We start from the raw sequence: 20,869 nt of genomic DNA, 5'->3' as shown, positions 1-20,869 counted from the left end.
TAAGTGGTATTGTAAATTGGTGTAAAGATGGCGCGCCGCCGCCTGCGATGGGGAACGTAAGTGATTGTTATTGAAGGGTTTTTTATGTCCTGTAAATGGTATTAAAATTGGCCTTGTTTAATGCCAATTTTCTCCAAGTGGTATACGGCTGGCCATGCGGTATTGCTTTCACGCATGCTTGGCAAGCCCGGCCATCAAGAGTAGAGTCCGCCTTTTACACCTGAGTTGGAAGAGCATGATGAACGACAAGGCAGCAAAGAGCGCGTACTGGGACGACTGGCAGCAAGAGGCGCTGGCCGCCGGCGTGTCGGCGCCCCTGGCCGCGCTGGGCATGGAAATGATGCGCACGCACCGCAAGAACCGCTGGCCGAAGGATTTCCTGGGCCGCGAAAGCGATGGCCCGGTCATGCTCGAGATGTGCCTGGAAGATGAGGCGGAAACGGAATTGTTCTTTATCGAGAACCTGTATCCCTATGATACGGCGCTGATCGAGAAGACCCGCCGCCGCCTGTGCCTGCACTGATCACGCGTAATGCGTGACGGGACGGCCGCCTTGCGCGGCCGTTTTTGCGTCAGAGGCTGAACTTTTCGCTGCTGACGCGGGTGTGCATGCGCAAGCTCAGCAGTCCTACGGCGACCAGCAGCAGGGAATAGGTGCTCGGCTCATGCGGGATGCGCGCGCGCAGTTGGCTGCGCGGCACCTGAAAACTGGCTGGCTGTATCACAGCGGAATTGTTTGCCTGGTAGCTGGTCCGGGTGCTGGCTGTTTGCGCATGCGCCGCGCCGGCATTGGCGCTGGCGCAGAACGACAGGGCTGCACCGAGCAAGATCATTGTTCTCATCATGGTAGGTCTTTGTCCAAGGCTGCACTGATTCCACCTGGCCGCGGCGCGCGCCGGCCAGTTCCTGTCCCCAGTTGTATGCTTGGTGCCGGCGCGGTGTTCGCTGCGCCGGAAGATATCTTTTTATAAATTGCGTGTATTAAAACATAATAAAGTGAAAATGCAAACGTCTTTTTTCAGATAAGGGCATGCGGGCCGCGCTCGCTGCCGCGCCGCCTCCATTGCACCTGGGAAATGACGTGGCATTTTCATGGGGCGGTGTCATAATGGCTGCGGCATTCCCGCCCAGGCATGGAGTAGATGATGAGCAAGGCACAGGACAGCAAGAAAGAAGCCAAGAAAGAACCGGCCAAGACCATGAAGGAAAAGAAGGAAGCCAAGAAGGTCAAGAAAGAAGAGCGCAAACGCTGATCATGCGCGCACGCGACCTGCTGAAGCGTCCCTGGCTGGCGGCGTTCGCGCTGCTGGCCTGTGGCGCGCCCGTCTCCGGCGTGCTGGCGCAGGCCAAACCGCCGCCGACGACGTTCGGGCAAGTGGTGGGCAACGCCGTGCTGTGCGTCGACCAGATCGACAACAAGGCCTTTTATGCGTATCTGCTGACCGCCTTCGGTCCCGCCTACAAGCACGAAGGGGGCGCCTACTGGTTCCGCACGGACGCCAGCCTGTGGGGCGCGCCCATTACCGATGTGATCGTCAGCGACGATACCAGTCCCCTCGTCTTCATGGGCGTGGTGGCCGACACGACACCGGAAAAGCTGGAGCCGGCCATCCGCAGCGCCTCGGGCATGCGCTTTGCCAAGCTGGATAATTCCGCCTTTCCCGTCCGCGGTTCCGTGCCTGGCAGTAAAATCGTCTACTTCCGTAGCAAGGCGAAAGTCTATTGCGCCAAATACAAACCATTGCCTCCCGCGCAAACCCGGTGAATGAGCGCTTCGCCGCGTCGCCGTGCCCGGGCGCACTTTGATCGTTTTACCGCAGGGTCTCCATGTACACGCATTATTTCCAGCTCAAGCAATCGCCGTTTTCGATCGCCCCCGACCCCCGCTATCTGTACATGAGCGAACGCCACCGCGAGGCGCTCGCGCACCTGCTGTATGGCGTGGGCAGCGGCGGCGGCTTCGTCCTGCTGACGGGCGAGATTGGCGCCGGCAAGACCACCGTGTGCCGCTGCTTCATGGAGCAGATCCCGGAGAATTGCCAGCTCGCCTACATCTTCAATCCGAAACTGTCCGTCGAGGAATTGCTGCATTCGATCTGCGAGGAATTCGGTATCGCGCTGGCGCCCGGCGTGTCCAGCGTGAAGGGCTATGTCGACGCCATCAACGCCTACCTGCTGGCCAGCCATGCGCAGGGCAAGAACAATGTCCTGATCATCGATGAGGCGCAAAACCTGTCCGCCGCCGTGCTGGAGCAGCTGCGCCTGCTGACCAACCTGGAGACGAGCGAGCGCAAGCTGCTGCAGATTATCCTCATCGGCCAGCCGGAATTGCGCGCCATGCTGGCCCGCCCCGAGCTGGAGCAACTGGCGCAGCGCGTGATCGCCCGCTATCACCTCGGTTCCCTGTCGGCCGCCGAGACGGCCAGCTACATCCACCACCGCCTGGCCGTGGCGGGCAGCACGGCGCAGATGCCGTTCGCGCCGCGCCTGATGGCGCAGATCCATGCCTTGAGCCACGGCGTGCCGCGCCGCATCAACCTGCTGTGCGACCGCGCGCTGCTGGGCGCCTACGTGGAAAACCAGCCGCAGGTGACGCGCCCGATCCTGCGCCGCGCCGCCGAGGAAGTGTTTGCCGAAGAGGGCGGCAAGGCGCCGGCGCAGGGCTTGCGCTGGCCGCACGTGGCCGGTGGCGTGCTGGCCGGCGCCGTGGTGACGGCCGCGCTGGCCTGGCATTTCCTGCCGCACGCACCGCACGCGCCGGCCGTGACGGCCACGGCGAAAGCGCCCGCCGCGACTGTGGCGCCGGCGGCCGCAGCCGCAGCCGCATCTGTCGCTGTGCCTGCGCCTGCTCCTGCCAGCGTGCCGGACCGCAATGCCGTGCTGCGCCAGCTGGCCGATTTGTGGGGCGAGCACTTGCCCGATGGCGACGCTTGCCAGGCTGCCGCCAGGGCCGGCTTGCGCTGCCTCGTCAGCCGTGGCGGCATCGCCGAACTGCGCGTGCTGGACCGTCCCGCCATGCTGGCGCTGCGCCAGCCGGCGGGCCAGGAACAGCTGGCGCTGCTGACCCAGGTACGGGGCGAGACGGCCACCGTGGTGCTCGACGGCAAGCAGCACAGCCTGCCGCTGGCGGAGCTGGCGCAGCGCAGCGATGGCAGTTTCACCACGTTCTGGCGCGCCCCGCGCGCCTGGCGCGACGAAGTGCCGGTGGGCGCGCGGGGCGCCGACGTCGACTGGCTGGCGCAGCGCCTGGCGCAACTGCACGGCTTGCCCGCACCACAGCCGAATCAGCCGCTCGATGCCGAGATGCAACGTCTGCTGCGCGACTTCCAGCACAGCCAGAACCTGAAGGCCGATGGCCTGGCGGGACCGAAAACTTTCATGCGCCTGATGCAGCTGGGCGACAACGGGGAGCCGCGCCTGTCCGGCGCCGCGCCCGCCGTGTCCGCGCCTGCCGCGACGGCGATGGTGGCAGGGAAATAAGATGTCTTACATACTTGAAGCACTGAAAAAATCGCAGGCCGAGCGCCAGTTGGGCGAATTGCCCTCGATCCATGCACCGCAGGTGCAGCTGCACGCCGGCGCGGCGGCCAGCGGCGCGCAACGCGGCCCCGTCTGGCTGGCGCTGGCTGGCATCCTCGTGGCCGTGGCAGCCGCGTTGCTGTGGTGGCAGCCTTGGCAGGCGCCAGCGCCGTCGCCTGTGCCGGCCGCCGCCTTGGCTGCCGCCGCGCCGCCGCCCGCGTCCGCGCCCGTGGCCGCGCCATTGCCCGTTGCTGCACCCGTGCCGGCGGCGCCGGCCATGCCCGTTCCATTGCCTGAACCCAAGCCGGTGCCGAAGGCGCAAGCGCAACGCGAAGCGCCGCCTGCGCCGGCCGTCGCGGCCGCTCCGGTCATGCCGCTGCCTGCTGTGGCGGCGCCTGCCCCGGCAGCCGACGAGTCCGTGCCCGGCATGCGCGATTTGCCAGAGCCGATACAGCGGCAGATTCCGCCCATCGCCCTCGGCGGCTATATCTATTCGAAGAATCCGGCCGACCGCCTCTTGCTGATCGATAAAGTCTTGCGCCACGAGGGCGAGGAAGTGGCGCCGGGCCTGGTCCTGGAAAAGTTGCAGCCGAAGGGGGCCATTTTCAGTTTCAAGGGCTACCGCTACCGCGTGCCGTACTGAGGTGCTTGTGCTACCGTCGCGTTGTCGCGCATCAAAGCCAGGACCCGTTAGCTGAACCATACTGGCGGCGCCTGGTCGAACCAGGGTTGCCGCGCCTGTGCGCGCGGCCGGGGAGTGTTGATGACCGCTGCTGACTCTGTCTCTGCCGACCATGCGCCGGGAAACCTGGCGCGGATCGATCACATCGTCGTGCTGATGATGGAAAACCGCTCGTTCGACCACATGCTGGGCTACCTGAGCCTGGAAGGCGGGCGCGCCGATATCGATGGCTTGCGCGCCAGCCACGCCAATGTGCATGCGGGCGTCACCTACCCGGTGCACCATTTGCGGCGCACGGCGTTCGGCCCGCAGCAAGACCCGTCGCATACGGGCATGTCGGTGGCGCAACAGTTACAGAACAATAACGGCGGCTTCGTCGACGACTATGCGCAGACGCATCCGGGCGACCCTGATGTCGATTTGGTGATGGGCTACTACAATGGGGCCGATGTGCCCATGTACGACTTCCTGGCGCAGCAATTCTGCGTCTGCGACCGCTGCCACAGCTCGGTGCCGGGCGCCACCTGGCCGAACCGCCTGTATGCGATCAGCGGCAGGGCGGCGGGCAGCAAGGACAGCAAGCGCGTGCCCCTGTATGCGAACAAATCGTTCGTGCGCCAGCTCGAGCGCAGCCTGGTCAGCTGGAAATTCTATTCCGCCTGGAAGCCGTGGAGCCTGGCCCTGACGGACGACCACTACCGCTCGTCCGAATTCTACGAACCGTTCGGTTCCAGCCAGCGCCGCTACGGCTTCATCGGCGATGCGCTGGCGGGCACCCTGCCTGCCGTCAGCTGGATCGACCCGCACTTCTTCGTCAATGACGATCATCCGCCAGCCGATATCCGTGCCGGGCAGGCGCTGGTGGCCCAGGTGTACCAGGCACTGGCGCGCGGCCCCGCCTGGCAGCGCACCTTGCTCATCCTCAGCTATGACGAGCATGGCGGATTTTTCGACCATGTGCCGCCGCCCGCCGCCGCCGACGACGACCCCGCGTTTCGCCAGTTCGGCGTGCGCGTGCCCATGCTGCTGGTGTCGCCGTGGATCGCCGCCGGCAGCGTCAGCCACAAGCTCTACGATCACACCTCCATCATCAAGACCATTTTGCAGCGCTTTTGCCGCGCCGCCGACGGCAGTGTGCCGGACATGGGCGCGCGCGTGGCGGCTGCGAATGGCCTGGGCGAGGTGCTGAGCCTGGCCCAGCCGCGCAATGCCCCTGCCGTGCCCGCCAGCGTGCAGGCGCAGCGCGCGCAGTGGGAAGCCGATGTGCGCGCCATGGACTTCGCCATGCCGTTGTCCGCTGGCGATGCGGCGGGTGCGGATGCGGCCACGGCGTCCGGTGTGCCCGCCCTGTCCGACGAGGAGGCGGGGGCGATCGCCGCGCACCGGCAACTGGCCCGCACGGCCCGCAATGCGCTGGCGGCGAATGGCAAGACGGCGCCGCAGTCGGTGGGGCGGCGCCGGCGCGGCAAGGGCGCCGTGCACGGCGGCCTGCCTCCTGCCCATGTGCTTGAGCAGGGCGCGGCCGGGCACAGCGGCAGCGTGGACGGCGAAGGCGCTGACTGATGGGGGGAGGGCGTGCGCGATCGTGCGTGGCAAGCTGATCGATCAATGCTTGATGTGGGCAAGCCTGGGTAAAACCGGGCGCCGCCGTCATGCCATCGTGCAGGGGGAGGGCTGCGTATAATACGGCATACTCAAACAAGGAATTGCCCCCATGCACGATGCAATGCCCGCGCACCCCGTACTCGGCGTGATTGGCCGCTCCGGTAGCGGCAAGACGACCCTGCTGGAATTTGTGGTGAAGGAAATGGCGGCGCGCGGCGTGCGCGTCAACCTGGTCAAGCACAGCCACCATGACCTGGCCCTGGAACCGCCGGGCAAGGATAGCGCGCGCCTGCGCATGGCGGGCGCGGCGGAAGTGCTGGTGGCGTCGCCGTATCGCTTTGCCATCGTGCACGAGCTGCGTGGCGCACCCGAGCCCAGCCTGGCGCAGCAATTGGCCCGCATGGGTCCGGCAGACCTGACCCTGGTGGAGGGTTTCAAGACGGACCCGATCCCGAAACTGGAAGTATTCCGCCCGGAAGTAGGGCAGGAACCCCTGTATCCGCATGACCCGAACGTGATCGCCGTGGCCTCCGACAGCCCCGCACCGGCCGGTCTGCGCGACGGCGTCCAGTGGCTGGACTTGAACGCGCGCGAACTGGTGCTGGACTGGCTGCTGCAACGGCTGGAAAAATAAGGCTAAAGGTTTGCCATCGTTGTCCGTTAACAAGGGTAGAACCTCATTGGAGAAACGTATGGACGTCGGAAGCATTGCTCAACTGTCAACCACGATGGCGGAGACAGGCACGCGGCAGGCCGTCGGCTTGACCGTCCTGAAGAAGGCGCAGGATATCCAGAGTTCCACGGCGAATGCCTTGCTGGAAGCCTTGCCGCCGGTGCAGTCGTCGGCGAACCTGCCGGCCCACCTGGGTAACCGCATCAACACGACTGCCTGAGTCGTACCTCGGCGCCATCCCGGCGTCCGCCATGCCCACGCCAGCGTGCTCGACGGTGGCGCGTGGGCGTCGCTTGTCGTTTTTGTCCGCGTTCGCCACCTTTCCCCCTTTCTTTCCGCCCTCTGGCTTGGCCCGGTGTGCTTTTGCGTGCAGCATAATTCGCCATGGCGCGGCCGATTCAGTAGAATGATGTGCATTGCATCCTGACTGCCCGCAATGGCGTCAGGCTGCCGTGCCGTATCGCCGTGCCGTCTCGCCGATTCCCCCGACCATGCCAGAGGATTACCCATGAATAAACGTCAAGCTCTCATCGCCGCCGCCCTTGCCGGCATTTGTGCCAGCGCCACCGTCAGCGCGGCCGCGCATGATGCGCCGGCCACCAACGGCGACAAGGAAAAATGTTACGGCGTGGCCAAAGCGGGCCAGAACGACTGCGCCTCGTCCGATGGCGCGCACTCCTGCGCGGGCCAGGCTGTCGCGGACAAGCTGCCCACGGAATGGGCCTATGTTGCCAAGGGCACGTGCACCCAGGCGGGCGGTTCGCTCAAGCCCGTCAAGGCCGCCAAGGGCACGAAGCCAGCCACGCAGCCATAAGCATTCCGCGCAGCATCGCCATGCCGTCTCCTGTGCTCGCTGGCGCGGGCGTCGGCCTGCGCGCCTTGCATTACCGCGATTTTCTCGCGCGCCGGCCCCGGGTGGGCTGGCTGGAAGTGCATACCGAAAATTATCTGCAGCCATCGGGCTGGGACTGGCAAGTGCTGCGGACCTTGCGCCAGGATTACCCCATCAGCCTGCACGGCGTGGGCCTGGGGCTGGGCTCGGCGCGCGGTTTTTCCGCGCCGCACCTGCAGCGCGTGCGCGCGCTGGTCGAACGCATCGAGCCGGCCATGGTATCGGAGCACCTGTGCTGGGGCGCCGTAGCGCAGCAGCAACTGAACGATCTGCTGCCGCTGGTCTTGAACGGCGCCGCCATGGACTTGCTGTGCGCCAGGGTCGGCCAGGTGCAGGATGTCTTGCAAAGGCCGATCTTGCTGGAGAATGTCTCCACTTACCTGCGTTTTGCCGACGATGCCATGAGCGAGGCGCAATTCCTGGCCGAGCTGTCCCGCCGCAGCGGCTGCGGCATTTTGCTCGATATCAATAACCTGTATGTGAACCAGTGCAACCACGGCGAAGACGCCCTGGCCGCCTTGCAGTGCCTCGCGCCCGGCAGCGTGGGCGAGCTGCACCTGGCCGGCCACCTTGTCACGCCGCAGGCCGTGATCGACCACCACGGCGCCACCGTGGCCGGGCCCGTCTGGGACTTGTACGCGGCGGCCTTGCAGCGCTTTGGCGCCATTCCCACCCTGATCGAATGGGATACGGACTTGCCGCCGCTCGATGTCCTGCTGGGCGAGGCGGACAAGGCGCAGGCGATGCTGGCGCGCCAGGCGCCGCATTCCCCGTGGCAAGGCGCGCCGGTGGCGGCGCCAGCCCCTGTTCCTGCCGGCGCCCTGGCTGCGGGACAGCAGGCGTTTGCCACGGCCCTGCTGGATGCCAACCGCGAAGCGGCGTTCCTGCGGCAATGCCAGGGGCCGGCGTCGGCCGAACGTTTCGCCTTGTATCGTGGCAACTTGAGCGCCACCTGGCGCCGTACCCTGGGGCACGCCTATCCCGTCGTGCTGGCGCTGGTGGGGGAGGAATTCTTTGCCGGCCTGGCGCGCGCGTATGGCAGGCAATATCCGTCAGATAGCCCCGACTTGAACCAGTTTGGCGCCCGTTTCGCCGATTTTCTCGCCGCCTTCCCACACGTGGCGGATTTGCCTTACCTGCCGGACATGGCGCGCCTGGAGTGGGCCGTGCACCTGGCCCATTACGCGCCCGATGCGCAGGGCGTGGCGCCCGCGGCGCTGGCCGCCTTGAGCCCGCAGCAGCTGGAGGCGAGCCGCTGGATGCTGCACCCGGCGTGCGGCTTGCTGGCGTCAAGCTGGCAAGTGCCGGCCTTGTGGCTGGCGCATCAGGAGGGGGAGGGGCATGGGAAATTTCCGCAAGACCTGCAGCTGGCCAGCCATGCGCTGGTCTGCCGTCCCCGCTGGCAGGCGCAGGTGCTGGTGCTCGATGAGGCCGCGCATGCGGCCCTGGTCTTGCTGCAGCAGGGGCTGCCGTTCGGCGCGGCGCTCGACGCGGCATGCGAGCGCGATGAGCAGTTCGACCTGGGCGGGCAGTTGCGCCTGTGGCTGGCGCATGCGGTGCTGGTTGAACTATCGCCTGGCTAGTCGAAGGCGCGCAGCAAACGCGCTTCGCCCGTCTGGTCCTGGTACAGGGCGTTGGCGGCCAGGGTGGCGTCCATCATGCGCGTCACCTGCTCTTCTTCAAAACGGGCAAGCTCGGCGGTAGCGGCGACGAGGGCCAGTTCCAGCCGGGCGCGCGCGCTCTGGTATAGCGTGCTTGTGTATTTGTCTGTGTTGCGGAGCAATTCTTCCGCATTTTCGATGACCTGGCGCAAGTCGCCGATCAGGCGCTCCTGGCTGCGCGTACCTTGTTCGGGATGTTCCATGGCGCTTCCCTTCCGCAATCGATATTCATATGACACAACGCTGGCAATGACGCTGGCAATAACGACGTGTTGCAGCTTGATCAGGCAGCCGGAAGGCGCGATGGCGGGCAAGGTGCATGGGGCCGCTCGCGCGCCCCATGTGGGGATCAAACAGGGCCGACGACCGTGATGCGGATATCGCCCACGCTGACGACCTGGCCGGCGCGGATCTTGGCGGTCTTGCGCAATTCCTTCTTGCCATCGACCTTGACCACGCCGCTATCGACCATGACCTTGCCTGCGCCACCGCTGTCGCACAGGCCGACCAGCTTCAAAAGCTGGTTCAGCTCGACGAACTCGGATGTTAAATCAAAGCTTACTTTTTGCATTGTATCCCTTATTGCAATGATGTGTTTTAAACACTTGATGACGACCTCAACTAAATCATAGTTTACCTGAAGCCGCCAGCAATGCAGGGAGCAGCCTCAGCTTTTATTGGGGTGCGTCATCTCCAGGGGCACGATCCAGGCACTGAATTGCTCTTCCGTCACAAAGCCCAGGGCCAGCGCCGCTTCCTTCAAGGTCGTGCCTTCGTGCTGGGCTTGCTTGGCGATTTGCGCCGCCTTGTCGTAGCCGATGTGCGGCGCCAGCGCCGTGACCAGCATCAATGAGCGTTCCATCAGCTCGGCGATGCGACCACGGTCCGGCGCGATGCCGTGCGCGCAATGCTCGTCGAAGCTGCGCATGCCATCGCCCAGCAGGCGCGCGCTTTGCAGGAAGTTGTGGGCGATCAGGGGCTTGAAGACGTTCAATTCAAAGTTGCCCGAGGCGCCGCCCACCGTGATGGCGACGTCGTTGCCGAACACCTGGCAGCACAGCATGGTCAGCGCTTCGCACTGGGTCGGATTGACCTTGCCCGGCATGATGGAGCTGCCCGGTTCGTTTTCGGGTATCGTGATTTCACCGAGGCCGGAGCGGGGGCCGGAAGCCATCCAGCGCACGTCGTTGGCGATTTTCATCAGCGCCGTGGCCAGGGTTTTGAAAGCGCCATGGGCGGCCACCAAGGCATCGTGGGCGGCCAGCGCGGCAAACTTGTTGCCGGCTGTCTCGAACGGCTGTCCCGTCAGGCGCGCCAGTTCGCCGGCGATGCGCTCGGCAAATTCCACGTGGGCATTCAAGCCCGTGCCCACGGCCGTGCCGCCGGCGGCCAGCTGCAGCAGCGGCGGCAGGGCAGCGGTGATGATGTGTTCGGCAAAGTCGAGCTGCGCCACGTAACCGGAGAATTCCTGGCCCAGGGTCAGCGGCGTCGCGTCCTGCAAATGGGTGCGGCCGATCTTGACGATGTCGGCAAATTCCGTGGCCTTCGCATCCAGGGTGGCGCGCAGCTGGCGCAGCGGCGGCAACACGGTGTTGGCGACGGCCAATGCCGCCGCCACGTGGATTGCGGTAGGAAAGATATCGTTCGAGGACTGGCCCAGGTTGACGTCGTCGTTCGGGTGCAGCAGGCGCTCGGCGCCGCGCAAGCCGCCGATCAGCTCGGAACCACGGTTGGCCAGCACTTCGTTCATGTTCATATTGCTTTGCGTGCCAGACCCCGTCTGCCAGACGGCCAGCGGGAATTCCGCGTCATGCTTGCCGGCCAGCACCTCGTCGGCCGCCTGCGTGATGGCCACGGCCTTCTTGCCGTCCAACAGGCCCAGATCCAGGTTGACGTGGGCGGCCGCGCGCTTGACGGTGGCCAGGGCGGCGATCAGTTCAGGTGGCATCTTTTCCGTGGAGATACGGAAATGTTCGAGCGAGCGCTGCGTTTGCGCTCCCCACAGCCGGTCGGCGGGTACGTCGATCGGGCCGAAACTGTCGCGTTCGATTCTGCTACTCATGGCATCCCTTTCATCGATGGAGGTGGATCGAGTGTACTCCAGACGCCAAAAAGGCACAGGATGATGCTGTATTGCATCATTTTTGCCTGCTTGCCTCTACATTTCCCCGATTTCCTGCCGTTAAAGAGGGGCGAGTCCCCTTCCTTTACCCTGTTATCAAAGCGATCAGCCCATGCCACGTAGCGCCTTTTTCCGTCGGATCCTGATCGCGTGCGCCGCCGCCTGCCTGGCGCTGCCCCCGGCCATGGCAGCCGAACTGGGCGAGATGACGGTGCAGTCGCACGTGGGCCAGCCCTTGCTGGCCGAGGTCGAGCTGACGGCGCTGGCGCCCGAGGAAGCCAATGGCGTGGCCGTGCGCCTGGCCTCGCCCGATGTGTACCGGGGCGGCGGCATCGGCATGGATGCGGCGCTGCAGGGCTTGACCATCACGCCGGTGGAGCGGGGCGGGCGCCGCTACGTGCGCGTGGCCACCCAGCAAGCGATCCAGGCCGGCCACGTGCATTTGTATTTGTTGCTGGGCAATGGCAATGCCGCCATCGTGCGCCTGGCAACGCTGTGGCTGACGCCGCCGCCGCCAACGCCGCCAACGCCGCCAACGCCGCCAGTCGTCACCGCACCCATCAAGCCACTGTCCGCGCCGCAGTCGCCGGCGGCATCGGTGCCGCCGGACGCTGCCGCGCTGGCGGCCCGCGCGCGCGCCGAAGGCATGCTGCGCCCGCCTGCCGTGTTCGTTGCGCCACCGGCCCAGCCCAAGGCTGCCGCCGCTGCCATCCGCCCGCCCATGGTCGTGCGTCCACCGCCGTTGCATCGCCGCGCCGCGCCCGTGGCGGCCTGTGCGCCGCAAGCCGATGCGGAAGCTTGCGTGGCGCTGGAGCAAAAAAATACGGCCCTGAATGACAAGCTGGGCGAGCTGGAAGGCAAGATCGGTGCCTTGCAAAAAGCGCTGGCCCAACCGGCCACGGCCGCCGCAGCCCTGCCCGCCGCCGCGCCAGCCGTGGCGCGGCCGCCGCATGCCAAGCCCAAGCCTGTGGCGGCGCCGGCGGACGAGAAGAAGGCGGGCGGCCATGGCTTGCTCTGGCTGGGGATCAGCACCTTGCTCTTCCTGCTGCTGACGGCCGCCATCGTGTACTTCCTGCGCAAGCGCAAGGAAGCGGGGCGGCCCCCGGCGCCGTCAAAGTATTGGGTCTTGCTGCGCAAGCCGTTTCGCCGCAAGCCGGCGCCGCCTGTCCTGACGGAAGCGCCAGAGGAGGTTGAAGCGGCCGCGCCGGAGCCGGAGCCGTTTTCGCGTTAATTTTGATGCAAAAAAAGATATTGAAAAAATACAGGGAAACGCTTGCCAATGGCGTTGCATATTTTTCAAAGATGGCGATATAATCAAGGCAGTGGACTTGCTCTACGACAAAACAGTCCCTGCCTGGCGCAGTCACCAACGATAGTGTGGCGCGGCAAACAGGTGTAGCGTTGCATAAACGCCTGGGGCTGGAAGCGGTCTGCGATGCCAACGATGTGCTCGCGGACGCCGGATGCAACCGGCAGCGAGGCGACGCCAGGAGATACCTGGGGCTCGCCTTCCCAATTCCCTGTCATGCCCTGGACGCCGCTACCAGCAATCGGCGCGCGCGCCAAGGCCATGGCGGCAGACGTAAAAAAAGCACCCGCGGGTGCTTTTGTGTTTTCTGGTGCGGCAAGCTTACATGCTGGCGCGCGCTGCCGGCATCACGCTGGCCATTTGCGCCATCCACGGTTCCGTGATGGTGCGGATTTCGCGGTCGTTCGCCAGGATCTGCTTGAGCAGGTCGATCTTGCGCATGCGCGCGGCACCGGCCAGGGCGGGCACCTTGCCCGGCAAGGTGGGGCTGGCGGCGCTGGCGCACTGGTTTTCCAGTGTATTCAAGCCATCCCAGTCACTCGCACGTGCGGCCACGACCATTTTATCGGTCATTCCTGCAATATTTTCGTACATCGAGAGAACGTCGTTGGAGGTCATGAGCACACCCGTAACTAGTGAATGGATTACCGCTTGTCTAGATTAACGGCGGTGCCACGGGGGACTTGAGGGTGTTTGTGAAAAAAAAGTGAAAATAATGCGAATTATTTTCTGGTGCTCGCCGGCAACGCCCGCCAACCCGCATGGATGCTGGGGGTTCAAGCTGCGCGATGCCGGCGAATGGCGGTCTTATTTGACGAGTTCTTCCAGTCCCGCGCTCAATTCGGCGGGCGGCGGCATCTTGTCCACCAGCACCGAGGGCGGCAAGCCCAGCGCTTCAGCCACGTCGCCCGGATAGCAGGCGATGATTTCTTCGTTGCTGAACTGGTTTTCCTCGATGCGCGCCCGCCAGGCGGCCAGGTGGATGATGGCGGCCAGGCGGTTCAGCGGTGTTTGCGCCAGCGGGTCGGGAAACGCGGCGATGGCGTCCGCAAAGGCGGCGGGGAATTTCCAGCGGCGTGCCAGTTCCGCGCCCACCTGCGCATAGCTGTAGCCCAGCGAGACCCGCTCCGCGTCGAGCCGGCGCGCATCGAAGGGCGGGGCGATCTTGTCGAGCTGCATGGCTTGTTCGGGCATGGCGGCATGGATCACCAGTTGTCCGATCGCATGCATCATGCCGATCGTAAAGGCCAGTTCCTGGTTATCGCCCGTCTGCCTGGCGATCCAGCGGGCCGTGACGGCGCTATGCAGGCTGTAGCGCCAGAACTGCGGCAAGTTCAAGCCGGGCACGGCCTTGAAGCCGCTGACCAGGCCCGAGCTGATGACCAGGGTGCGCACGGTCACGAATCCCAGCATCAGCACGGCGTCTTCCACCGTGCCGATGCTGCGCGAGACGTGGTAATACGCGGAATTGGCCAGGCGCAGCAGCTTGGCGCTCAGGGCCGGGTCCGCGCCCAGCTTGCGGGCGATGTCTTCCGTGGAGATGGCGGGATTGTCGAAACTGCGCACCAGTTCATCGACGATCTTCGGGGCGGCAGGCAGGGCATGGGGATGCTGGAACAGCGCTTCAAGTTGCATGGCAATCTCCTGGGCGTTCGCGCGGCACGGTGTGGGGTCGTGAAACTATATGCCGATTTTTTGTTCTCATGCAAAAAAGATCCCGCACGCTGTTTACACTGGAAGCAAGCTGAAAACAGGCTATGATTTTGGCTATTCCATTGAAAGGATCACCATGCACGGTTCGCGTTTTTCCTGGCGCCAAACGCCACTCCAGGCTGCCATCGCCCTCGTCCTGGCCGGCGCCACCCTGGCCGGCGTGCCTGCCCACGCGCATGGCCAGGATGGGGCGGCTTCCGCTGCCGCCGCCGTCCCGGCGAACGTCTTGCCCGGCGACGACTTCTACGACTACGTGAATGGCGAGTGGATGCGCAGCACGGAGATCCCCGCCGACCGCAGCAGCTGGGGCTCGTTCGCCATGCTGGCCAACGCCACCAACGAGCGCATCATTGGCCTGGTCGAAGGCTTGTCCGCCACGCAACAGAAGGATGCGGCGGCGCGCCAGGTCAGCGATTTTTACCGCACCTACATGGACGAAGCGGCTATCGAAGCGAAAGGCTGGGCGCCGATCAAGCCGCTGCTGAAGAAAATCGATGGCATACGCGACCGGGCGGGGCTGGCGCGGGCGCTGGGCGAGAGCTTGCGCGCCGACGTCGATCCCCTCAATTCCACCAATTTTTATACGGAAAACCTGTTCGGCCTGTGGGTGGCGCAAGACTTGAACGACACCACGCGCAACGTGGCCTACCTGCTGCAGGGCGGGCTGGGCTTGCCCGACCGCGCCTTCTACCAGGACGGCAGCGCGCGCATGCAGGGCTTGCGCACAGGCTACCAGGCGCATATCGCCGCCATGCTGGCCCTGGCCGGCTATCGCGATGCGCCCGCCCGCGCGGCGCGCGTGTTTGCGCTGGAGCAGCAAATAGCCGCCAGCCACGCCAGCCGCGAGGACTCGGCCGATGTCGCCAAGGGCAACAACGCGTGGCGCGCCAGCGACTTCGCCAGCAAGGCGCCAGGGCTGGACTGGAAGACCTTCTTCCAGGCGGCAGGGCTGGGCGCGCAACAGGACTTCATCGTCTGGCATCCGACGGCCATGACGGGCAGCGCGGCGCTGGTGGCGAGCGTGCCGCTGGCCACCTGGAAAGATTTCCTCGCCTTCCACGCGCTCAACCATTTCAGCCCCACCTTGCCGAAAGCGGCGGCCGGTCAGCGCTTCGCCTTCTATGGCCAGACCCTGAGCGGCACGCCGCAGCAGTCGCCGCGCAGCAAGCGGGCACTGGCGGCAACCAACGCGGCCCTCAGCGACGCCGTGGGCAAGCTGTACGTGGAACGCTATTTCCCGCCTGAATCGAAAGCGCGCGTGCAGGACATGGTGACGAATATCGTCGCCGCCTTCTCGCGCCGCATCGACAAGCTGGACTGGATGGCGCCGCAAACCAAGGCCCAGGCGCAGGAAAAACTCAAGACCCTGTATGTGGGCGTGGGCTACCCGGAACGCTGGGAAGACTATGCGGGCCTGCGCGTGGTGCGCGGCGATGCGCTGGGCAATGCACAGCGGGCGGAACAGTTTCATTACCGGCAGGAACTGGCCAAGCTGCGCCAGGCGCCTGACCGCAAGGCCTGGGCCATGCCGGCCCAGCTGGTCAATGCCGTCAACCTGCCGCTGCAAAATGCCTTGAATTTCCCCGCCGCCATCCTGCAGCCGCCGTTCTTCGATCCGCAGGCGTCGGACGCGGCCAACTATGGCGGCATCGGCGCCACCATCGGCCACGAGATCAGCCACAGCTTTGACGACCAGGGCGCGCAATTCGATGCCCAGGGCAAGCTGCGCGACTGGTGGACGCCGGCCGACCTGGCGCATTTCCAGTCGGCATCCAAGCAATTGGTGGCGCAGTTCGCGGCCTACAAACCGTTCCCCGACCTGGCCGTGAACGGCCAGCTGACCCTGAGCGAAAACCTGGCCGACCTGGCCGGCGTGGCGGCCGCGCATGACGCGTTTACCCTGTCGCAGCAGGGCAAGCCGGCGCAGGCGGACGCGGACCGCGCGTTCTTCATCGGCTATGGCGTCAGCTGGCGCAGCAAGGCGCGCGAAGCGGCGGCGCGCCAGCAAATCCTCACGGATGGCCACGCGCCGGCGCAATACCGCGCCGCCACCGTGCGCAATCTCGACGCCTGGTACCCTGCCTTCGACGTCAAGCCGGGCCAGCAGCTGTACCTGGCGCCGGAGCAGCGCGTGCGCGTCTGGTAGACATTGACGGTGCCGCACGCCTGGCGCGCCGGCACCGTAAAATGGCGGGACATATCGACAGGACCGCCATGAAGCCAACCACGCCGCAAGACCCCCTCCACGCCATCACCGGGCGCACGCTGGCCCATTACGACGCCAGCGCCGAGCAGTTCTTCGAGGGCACGCGCGACCACGACGTCAGCCAGAACATCGGCGCGCTGCTGAACGCCATCGGCCGGCCCGCGCCGCTGGCCATCCTCGACCTGGGCTGCGGCCCGGGCCGCGACCTGAAGGCGTTCACGGCCCTGGGCCATCACGCCACGGGCGTCGACGGCTGCCCCCGTTTCGTCGAGATGGCGCGCGCCTACAGCGGCTGCACCGTGTGGCAGCAGGATTTCATCGACCTCGATTTGCCGGCCGCGCACTTCGACGGCGTGTTCGCCAATGCCGTGCTGTTCCACGTGCCCGGCGCCGCCTTGCCCGGCGTATTGCGCGCCCTGCACGCGTGCCTGAAACCCGGTGGCGTGCTGTTCAGCTCGAATCCGCGCGGGCAGAACCAGGAAGGCTGGAATGGCGCGCGCTACGGCAGCTACCATGACGAGGAGCGCTGGGCCGCCTACGTGCAGGCGGCTGGCTTTACGCTGATCGAGCAGTATTACCGTCCGCCGGGCCTGCCGCGCGAACAGCAGCCGTGGCTGGCAACGGTCTGGCGCAAGGAAAGATAAGCAGGAAAATACATGCATTTTGACATGTGTTAGGAACCGTACAGAACTTTTGATTCCTCAGGCGTAGTATGAACACATCGACACGCAGCAAGCAGTTTGCAAGGCGTGTGAGCCGCAGTACCGGCCCTTCGGGGCAGGACAACAGATGTACCAACTACAGTGAGGATCCATCATGAACAAAGATCAAGTCGAAGGTAAACTGAAGGAAGTCGGCGGTAAAATCCAGGAAGCCGCTGGCAAAGTCGTCGGCAGCGAAGAACAGCAAGCCAAGGGCCTGGCAAACCAGGTCGAAGGCAAAGTGCAGAAGAAGGTTGGCGACGTCAAGGATGCAGTCGAAACCGTGACCCGCAAGCCGTAATGGCAGACATCTGACAAGACCTGCTGCGCGTCGCGACTTGCGGCCTGCGATGCTCACTGCCTCGGCGGCCCCGTGCACAGCACAGTTCCGCTTCTCGGCCACATGGCTTCCGCTCGCTACGGTCCTGTCAGATGTCGTTACTGTGCTTGATGGTATTCAGTACAGTACAAAATAAAAACCGCCGCCTGTCGCAAGACAGGCGGCGGTTTTTTTATGGGATGCAGAGCAAGCTTACTGTGCCGGTTTCATCAGGTTCTGCTTGAAGAACAGCTCGATCTTCCTGTACACGTGGCGCTGCCCCGCGCGCGACGAGATGCCATGCTTGGCGCCCGGATACGTCATCAGGTCGAACTGCACGCCGCGGTTCACCAGCGCGTCGATCAGGCGCGTGCTGTTGCTGAACAAGACGTTGTCGTCGGCCATGCCGTGCACCAGCAGCAGCGGCGATTTCAAACCATCGAGGTGGGCGAACACGGTGCTGGCCTTGTAGCCGTCCACGTTTTCCTTCGGCATGCCGAGGAATTGCTCCGTGTAGTGGGTGTCGTACAGCGACCAGTCGGTCACGGGCGCCACCGACACGCCCATGGCGATCTTGTCGGACGCCGCCGACAGCAGGCGCAGGGTCATGAAGCCGCCATAGCTCCAGCCGAACACGCCGATGCGTTTAGGATCGACGAAACTTTGCTTGCCCAGCCAGGCTATGCCCTCCAGCTGGTCCGCCACTTCGGCCGCGCCCAGATTGTGAAAGATGGCGTCCGTGAAGGCGCGCTCGCGGCGCGAGGAACCGCGGTTATCGAGGCGGAAGACGACAAAGCCCTGCTGCGCCATGTACTGGTCGAAGTTGTTGCCCCAGCGGCGCGCCACGTGCTGCGAGTGCGGGCCGCCATACGTCGACAGGTAGACGGGGTAGCGCTTGCCCGCGTCGAAGTTCGACGGTTTCACCAGCGAGTAGTGCAAGGTCTGGCCATCGTCGGCCTTCAGCGTGCCGTACTGCGTCGGCAGGTGGTCCGCCTTGTACTTGAAGTAGGGATGGCTGGCGTTGAGCGCATTTTCTTCCAGCCAGCCCACCATGGCGCCGTCCGGGCGGCGGATGCTCACTTGCGGCGGCGTGGCCGGATCGGAATACGTGTCGACGAAGACTTCGCCATTGCTGGCAAAGGTCGTGTCGTGCCAGCCGTCCGCCTTGGTGACGCGCTGCGGTTTGTCGGCCGTGCTGCCGTCCAGCGCCAGGGCGTAGGTCTGCTTGTCGATGACGGCGTCGCGGTTCGACGACACGAATACCTTGCCCGACTTCTGGTTCACGGCCAGCACGCCGTCGATGCCCCATTCGCCGGAAGTGACCGGGTGCAGCAGCTTGCCGCTCATGTCGTACAGGTACAGGTGGTTGCGGCCCGTGCGCTCGGACGACCACAGGAAGGTGCCGTTGGCCAGGAAGCGCAGGTCGTCATGGATGCTGACCCAGGTCTTGGACGTTTCTGTCAGCAGGGTACGCTGCGCCAGGGAAGCCGCGTCGACGGCGACCAGGTCCAGGGTCTTCTGGTCGCGCGACTGGCGCTGGTATACGAGCGACTTGCCGTCCGCGCTCCAGTCGGCGCGCACCAGGTAGATGTCCGAGTTCGCACCCAGGTCCACCTGGCGCTGCGCGCCCGTTTCCGGCGAGACGATCAGCAGCTGCACCAGCACGTTCGGGTCGCCCGCGGCAGGGTAGCGCTGCTCGACGACGTCGGTGCGGTCGGCGAAGATCTCGAAGCGGCGCGCGACGGGCACGGGCGCTTCGTCATAGCGTTTATAGGCGATGGCGGAATCGTCGGGCGCCCAGTAGTAGCCGGTGCGCTGGCCCATTTCTTCCTGTGCCACGAATTCGGCTTCGCCGTTATGGATGGTGCCCTTGCCATCTGTGGTCAGCTGGCGTTCCTGGCCCGACTTCAGGTCGATCACATAGATGTTCTGGTCGCGCACGAACGACACGTAGCGGCCTTTCGGCGAGATTTTCGGATCGAGCACATTGCCCTTGGCGACCAGGCGCGCCTGGTCCGGGCGGGCCGCGTCGACCAGGTACAGATTACCGGCCAGCGGCACCAGCAGCTGCTTGCCGTCCGGCGACCAGCTGTAGCTGAGGATGCCGTTCAGGCTGGCCGTGCGTTCGCGTTCGCGGCGCGCCTGCTCTTCCGGCGAAATCGTTTCATGCGGCACCAGCGCCTTCGAGTCGACCAGGCGGTGCGTGCTCTTGTCCTTCAGCTTGAATTCCCACAGGTCGAGCTGGAACTGGTTGTCGGCGCGGCCGCGCAGGAAGGTGACGCGCTCGCCGTCGGGCGAGACCTTCAGGTTGCGCACGCCGGGGCCGGCCAGCGCCGGATCGGCGTGGATGCGTTCCAGGGTCAGCTTTTCAGCCGATGCGGGAACGCTGGCCATCGCGGCCAGAAAACAAAGAATAAAACGCATGGATGTCTCGGTAGTTGGAAGGGAAGGGCACTGCATGTGAGGGCAAGCTTGAGCGTTGCCCAAGCGTAAGACGATACCAGAGCGCAGCGGTTTAGGCGATAGCGCTGGCCACGGAATAAGCGCTTCCTGGCCGTATTTTCTTCGTGAAAAATATCCAGGCGCCGCCCATTCCATGGCGCTTTGCCTGTTTCAGGCCAATATCGTGCCTGCGATCACCGTCAGGCAGGCGCCGCCTATCCAGGCCTGGCCAGCGCGGAAAGTCACGGACACGCGGCCATCGCGCTGCAGACACGTGCCCTGGCGCACCGTGTAGTCGGCGCCCGCCAGCAGCTGCGCGATGCAGGCGTTGGCGCTGCCCGTGACGGGGTCTTCCACCAGCGCGCCGTGTTCGCTGAGCAGCGCGCGCACTTCGTAGTCGGCCGGCCCGCCCGCCGCGTGGGCGCCGTACAGCGCCAGGCCGTCGGCGCCGGCGGCGGCCAGCAAGGGCGTCAGCGCGGCGATGTCGGCGCGCACGGCCAGGCAGGCGGCGGCGCTGGCCAGCGGCACGCACAGCCAGCGGATGCCCATGTCGGCGACGGTGGCGCCAGCGGCCCTTTCTCCGCCCAGCGCTGTTTGCAGCAGCGGCAGCAGATCCGGGTCGAGCGCGCGCGTGGCGCAGGGCGGCGCCTGGAACGCCAGCACGCCCCCGGCGCCCCGTTCGATCGGCACCAGGCCGACGCCGCATTCCTGCACGATGCGCGCGCCCTTGGGCTGCAGGCCCGCGTCGAGCAGGGCATGCGCCGTGCCCAGGGTCGGGTGGCCGGCGAACGGGAATTCCGTCTCGGGCGAAAAAATCCGCACGCGGTAGTCGGCGGCCGGGTCGCGCGGCGCCAGCACGAAGGTGGTTTCCGACAGCCCCGTCCAGCGCGCGATGGCCTGCATCTGCGCGGTATCGAGGCCATTCGCGTCCAGCACCACGGCCAGCGGATTGCCGAGGAAGGGCACGCTGCTGAAGACATCGACCTGCCTGAAGGGGCGCGGTTGCGGCATGGGATCTCCTTGTC

At 65.3% G+C, this 20,869-nt stretch carries 21 protein-coding genes; 13 read left to right on the top strand and 8 right to left on the bottom strand.

Going from position 1 to position 20,869, the window contains the following annotated elements; genetic code table 11:
• Positions 1-235: 235 nt before the first annotated feature.
• Complete coding sequence (locus BM193_RS08105) at positions 236-523, top strand: hypothetical protein (RefSeq protein WP_092798333.1); 288 nt, start codon at positions 236-238, stop codon at positions 521-523.
• A 49-nt stretch (positions 524-572) separates the two neighbouring features.
• On the opposite strand, the gene BM193_RS08100 is transcribed toward BM193_RS08105, so the two are convergent.
• Positions 573-845: a PEP-CTERM sorting domain-containing protein gene (locus tag BM193_RS08100; protein ID WP_139176161.1), complete on the bottom strand. Its 273-nt coding sequence runs from the start codon at positions 843-845 to the stop codon at positions 573-575.
• A 410-nt stretch (positions 846-1,255) separates the two neighbouring features.
• On the opposite strand from BM193_RS08100, the gene BM193_RS08095 reads away from it, so the two are divergent.
• From BM193_RS08095 to BM193_RS08060, 8 genes are all read left to right on the top strand, one after another.
• Positions 1,256-1,765, top strand: a complete 510-nt coding sequence (locus tag BM193_RS08095) for a hypothetical protein (protein ID WP_092798335.1) — start codon at positions 1,256-1,258, stop codon at positions 1,763-1,765.
• A gap of 62 nt (positions 1,766-1,827) precedes the next feature.
• Complete coding sequence (locus BM193_RS08090; RefSeq protein WP_092798336.1) at positions 1,828-3,480, top strand: AAA family ATPase; 1,653 nt, start codon at positions 1,828-1,830, stop codon at positions 3,478-3,480.
• 1 nt (position 3,481) lies between these two features.
• Positions 3,482-4,162, top strand: coding sequence for a general secretion pathway protein GspB (locus BM193_RS29270; protein ID WP_092798337.1), 681 nt, complete (start codon positions 3,482-3,484; stop codon positions 4,160-4,162).
• A gap of 120 nt (positions 4,163-4,282) precedes the next feature.
• Positions 4,283-5,764: an alkaline phosphatase family protein gene (locus tag BM193_RS08080; protein ID WP_092798338.1), complete on the top strand. Its 1,482-nt coding sequence runs from the start codon at positions 4,283-4,285 to the stop codon at positions 5,762-5,764.
• Positions 5,765-5,915: 151 nt separating this feature from the next.
• Positions 5,916-6,440, top strand: a complete 525-nt coding sequence (gene mobB / locus BM193_RS08075; protein ID WP_092798339.1) for a molybdopterin-guanine dinucleotide biosynthesis protein B — start codon at positions 5,916-5,918, stop codon at positions 6,438-6,440.
• A 58-nt stretch (positions 6,441-6,498) separates the two neighbouring features.
• Entirely contained in the window at positions 6,499-6,699 is a 201-nt protein-coding gene (locus tag BM193_RS08070; protein WP_092798340.1) for a YjfB family protein, read from the top strand.
• 288 nt (positions 6,700-6,987) lie between these two features.
• Complete coding sequence (locus tag BM193_RS08065) at positions 6,988-7,293, top strand: BufA1 family periplasmic bufferin-type metallophore (RefSeq protein WP_092798341.1); 306 nt, start codon at positions 6,988-6,990, stop codon at positions 7,291-7,293.
• A 20-nt stretch (positions 7,294-7,313) separates the two neighbouring features.
• Complete coding sequence (locus tag BM193_RS08060) at positions 7,314-8,954, top strand: MNIO family bufferin maturase (RefSeq protein WP_092798342.1); 1,641 nt, start codon at positions 7,314-7,316, stop codon at positions 8,952-8,954.
• Here BM193_RS08060 and BM193_RS08055 read toward each other — a convergent pair.
• From BM193_RS08055 to fumC, 3 genes are all read right to left on the bottom strand, one after another.
• A complete protein-coding gene (locus BM193_RS08055) occupies positions 8,951-9,235 on the bottom strand; it encodes a hypothetical protein (protein WP_092798565.1) in 285 nt (94 codons plus the stop codon). The two genes, BM193_RS08060 and BM193_RS08055, sit on opposite strands and share 4 nt — an antisense overlap.
• Before the next feature lie 146 nt (positions 9,236-9,381).
• Entirely contained in the window at positions 9,382-9,603 is a 222-nt protein-coding gene (locus BM193_RS08050; RefSeq protein ID WP_092798343.1) for an RNA-binding S4 domain-containing protein, read from the bottom strand.
• A gap of 96 nt (positions 9,604-9,699) precedes the next feature.
• Entirely contained in the window at positions 9,700-11,094 is a 1,395-nt protein-coding gene (fumC, locus tag BM193_RS08045) for a class II fumarate hydratase (RefSeq protein ID WP_092798344.1), read from the bottom strand.
• Between the two features lie 172 nt (positions 11,095-11,266).
• On the opposite strand from fumC, the gene BM193_RS08040 reads away from it, so the two are divergent.
• The gene (locus tag BM193_RS08040) at positions 11,267-12,385 is read left to right on the top strand and encodes a type IV pilus assembly protein FimV (protein WP_092798345.1); all 1,119 of its coding nucleotides are present in this window, start codon (positions 11,267-11,269) and stop codon (positions 12,383-12,385) included.
• Positions 12,386-12,784: 399 nt separating this feature from the next.
• Here BM193_RS08040 and BM193_RS08035 read toward each other — a convergent pair whose 3' ends face one another.
• Together BM193_RS08035 and BM193_RS08030 are read right to left on the bottom strand one after the other, a co-directional pair.
• On the bottom strand, positions 12,785-13,036 hold the full coding sequence (locus BM193_RS08035) for a flagellar protein FliT (RefSeq protein ID WP_368087090.1): 252 nt from the start codon (positions 13,034-13,036) through the stop codon (positions 12,785-12,787).
• A 234-nt stretch (positions 13,037-13,270) separates the two neighbouring features.
• Positions 13,271-14,098, bottom strand: a complete 828-nt coding sequence (locus tag BM193_RS08030) for an HDOD domain-containing protein (RefSeq protein WP_092798347.1) — start codon at positions 14,096-14,098, stop codon at positions 13,271-13,273.
• Positions 14,099-14,252: 154 nt separating this feature from the next.
• Here BM193_RS08030 and BM193_RS08025 point away from each other — a divergent pair, with 154 nt between their 5' ends.
• The 3 genes from BM193_RS08025 (at position 14,253) to BM193_RS08015 (ending at position 17,384) form a co-directional block, all read left to right on the top strand.
• Positions 14,253-16,322: a M13 family metallopeptidase gene (locus BM193_RS08025; protein WP_092798348.1), complete on the top strand. Its 2,070-nt coding sequence runs from the start codon at positions 14,253-14,255 to the stop codon at positions 16,320-16,322.
• A gap of 68 nt (positions 16,323-16,390) precedes the next feature.
• Entirely contained in the window at positions 16,391-17,026 is a 636-nt protein-coding gene (locus BM193_RS08020; protein ID WP_092798349.1) for a class I SAM-dependent methyltransferase, read from the top strand.
• 172 nt (positions 17,027-17,198) lie between these two features.
• Positions 17,199-17,384, top strand: coding sequence for a CsbD family protein (locus BM193_RS08015; protein ID WP_034759763.1), 186 nt, complete (start codon positions 17,199-17,201; stop codon positions 17,382-17,384).
• Positions 17,385-17,615: 231 nt separating this feature from the next.
• Here the strand turns inward: BM193_RS08015 and BM193_RS08010 are convergent, their stop codons facing one another.
• Together BM193_RS08010 and BM193_RS08005 are read right to left on the bottom strand one after the other, a co-directional pair.
• Positions 17,616-19,826: a S9 family peptidase gene (locus BM193_RS08010; protein WP_092798350.1), complete on the bottom strand. Its 2,211-nt coding sequence runs from the start codon at positions 19,824-19,826 to the stop codon at positions 17,616-17,618.
• A 189-nt stretch (positions 19,827-20,015) separates the two neighbouring features.
• Positions 20,016-20,855 (bottom strand): PhzF family phenazine biosynthesis protein, encoded by an 840-nt coding sequence (locus BM193_RS08005; protein ID WP_092798351.1) that lies wholly within the window; start codon positions 20,853-20,855, stop codon positions 20,016-20,018.
• Between the last annotated feature and the right edge of the window lie 14 nt (positions 20,856-20,869).

Origin of the sequence: Janthinobacterium sp. 344 (assembly GCF_900112025.1) — a bacterium.
GTDB lineage: Bacteria > Pseudomonadota > Gammaproteobacteria > Burkholderiales > Burkholderiaceae_D > Janthinobacterium.
This window is presented reverse-complemented; position numbering and strand designations above follow the sequence as displayed.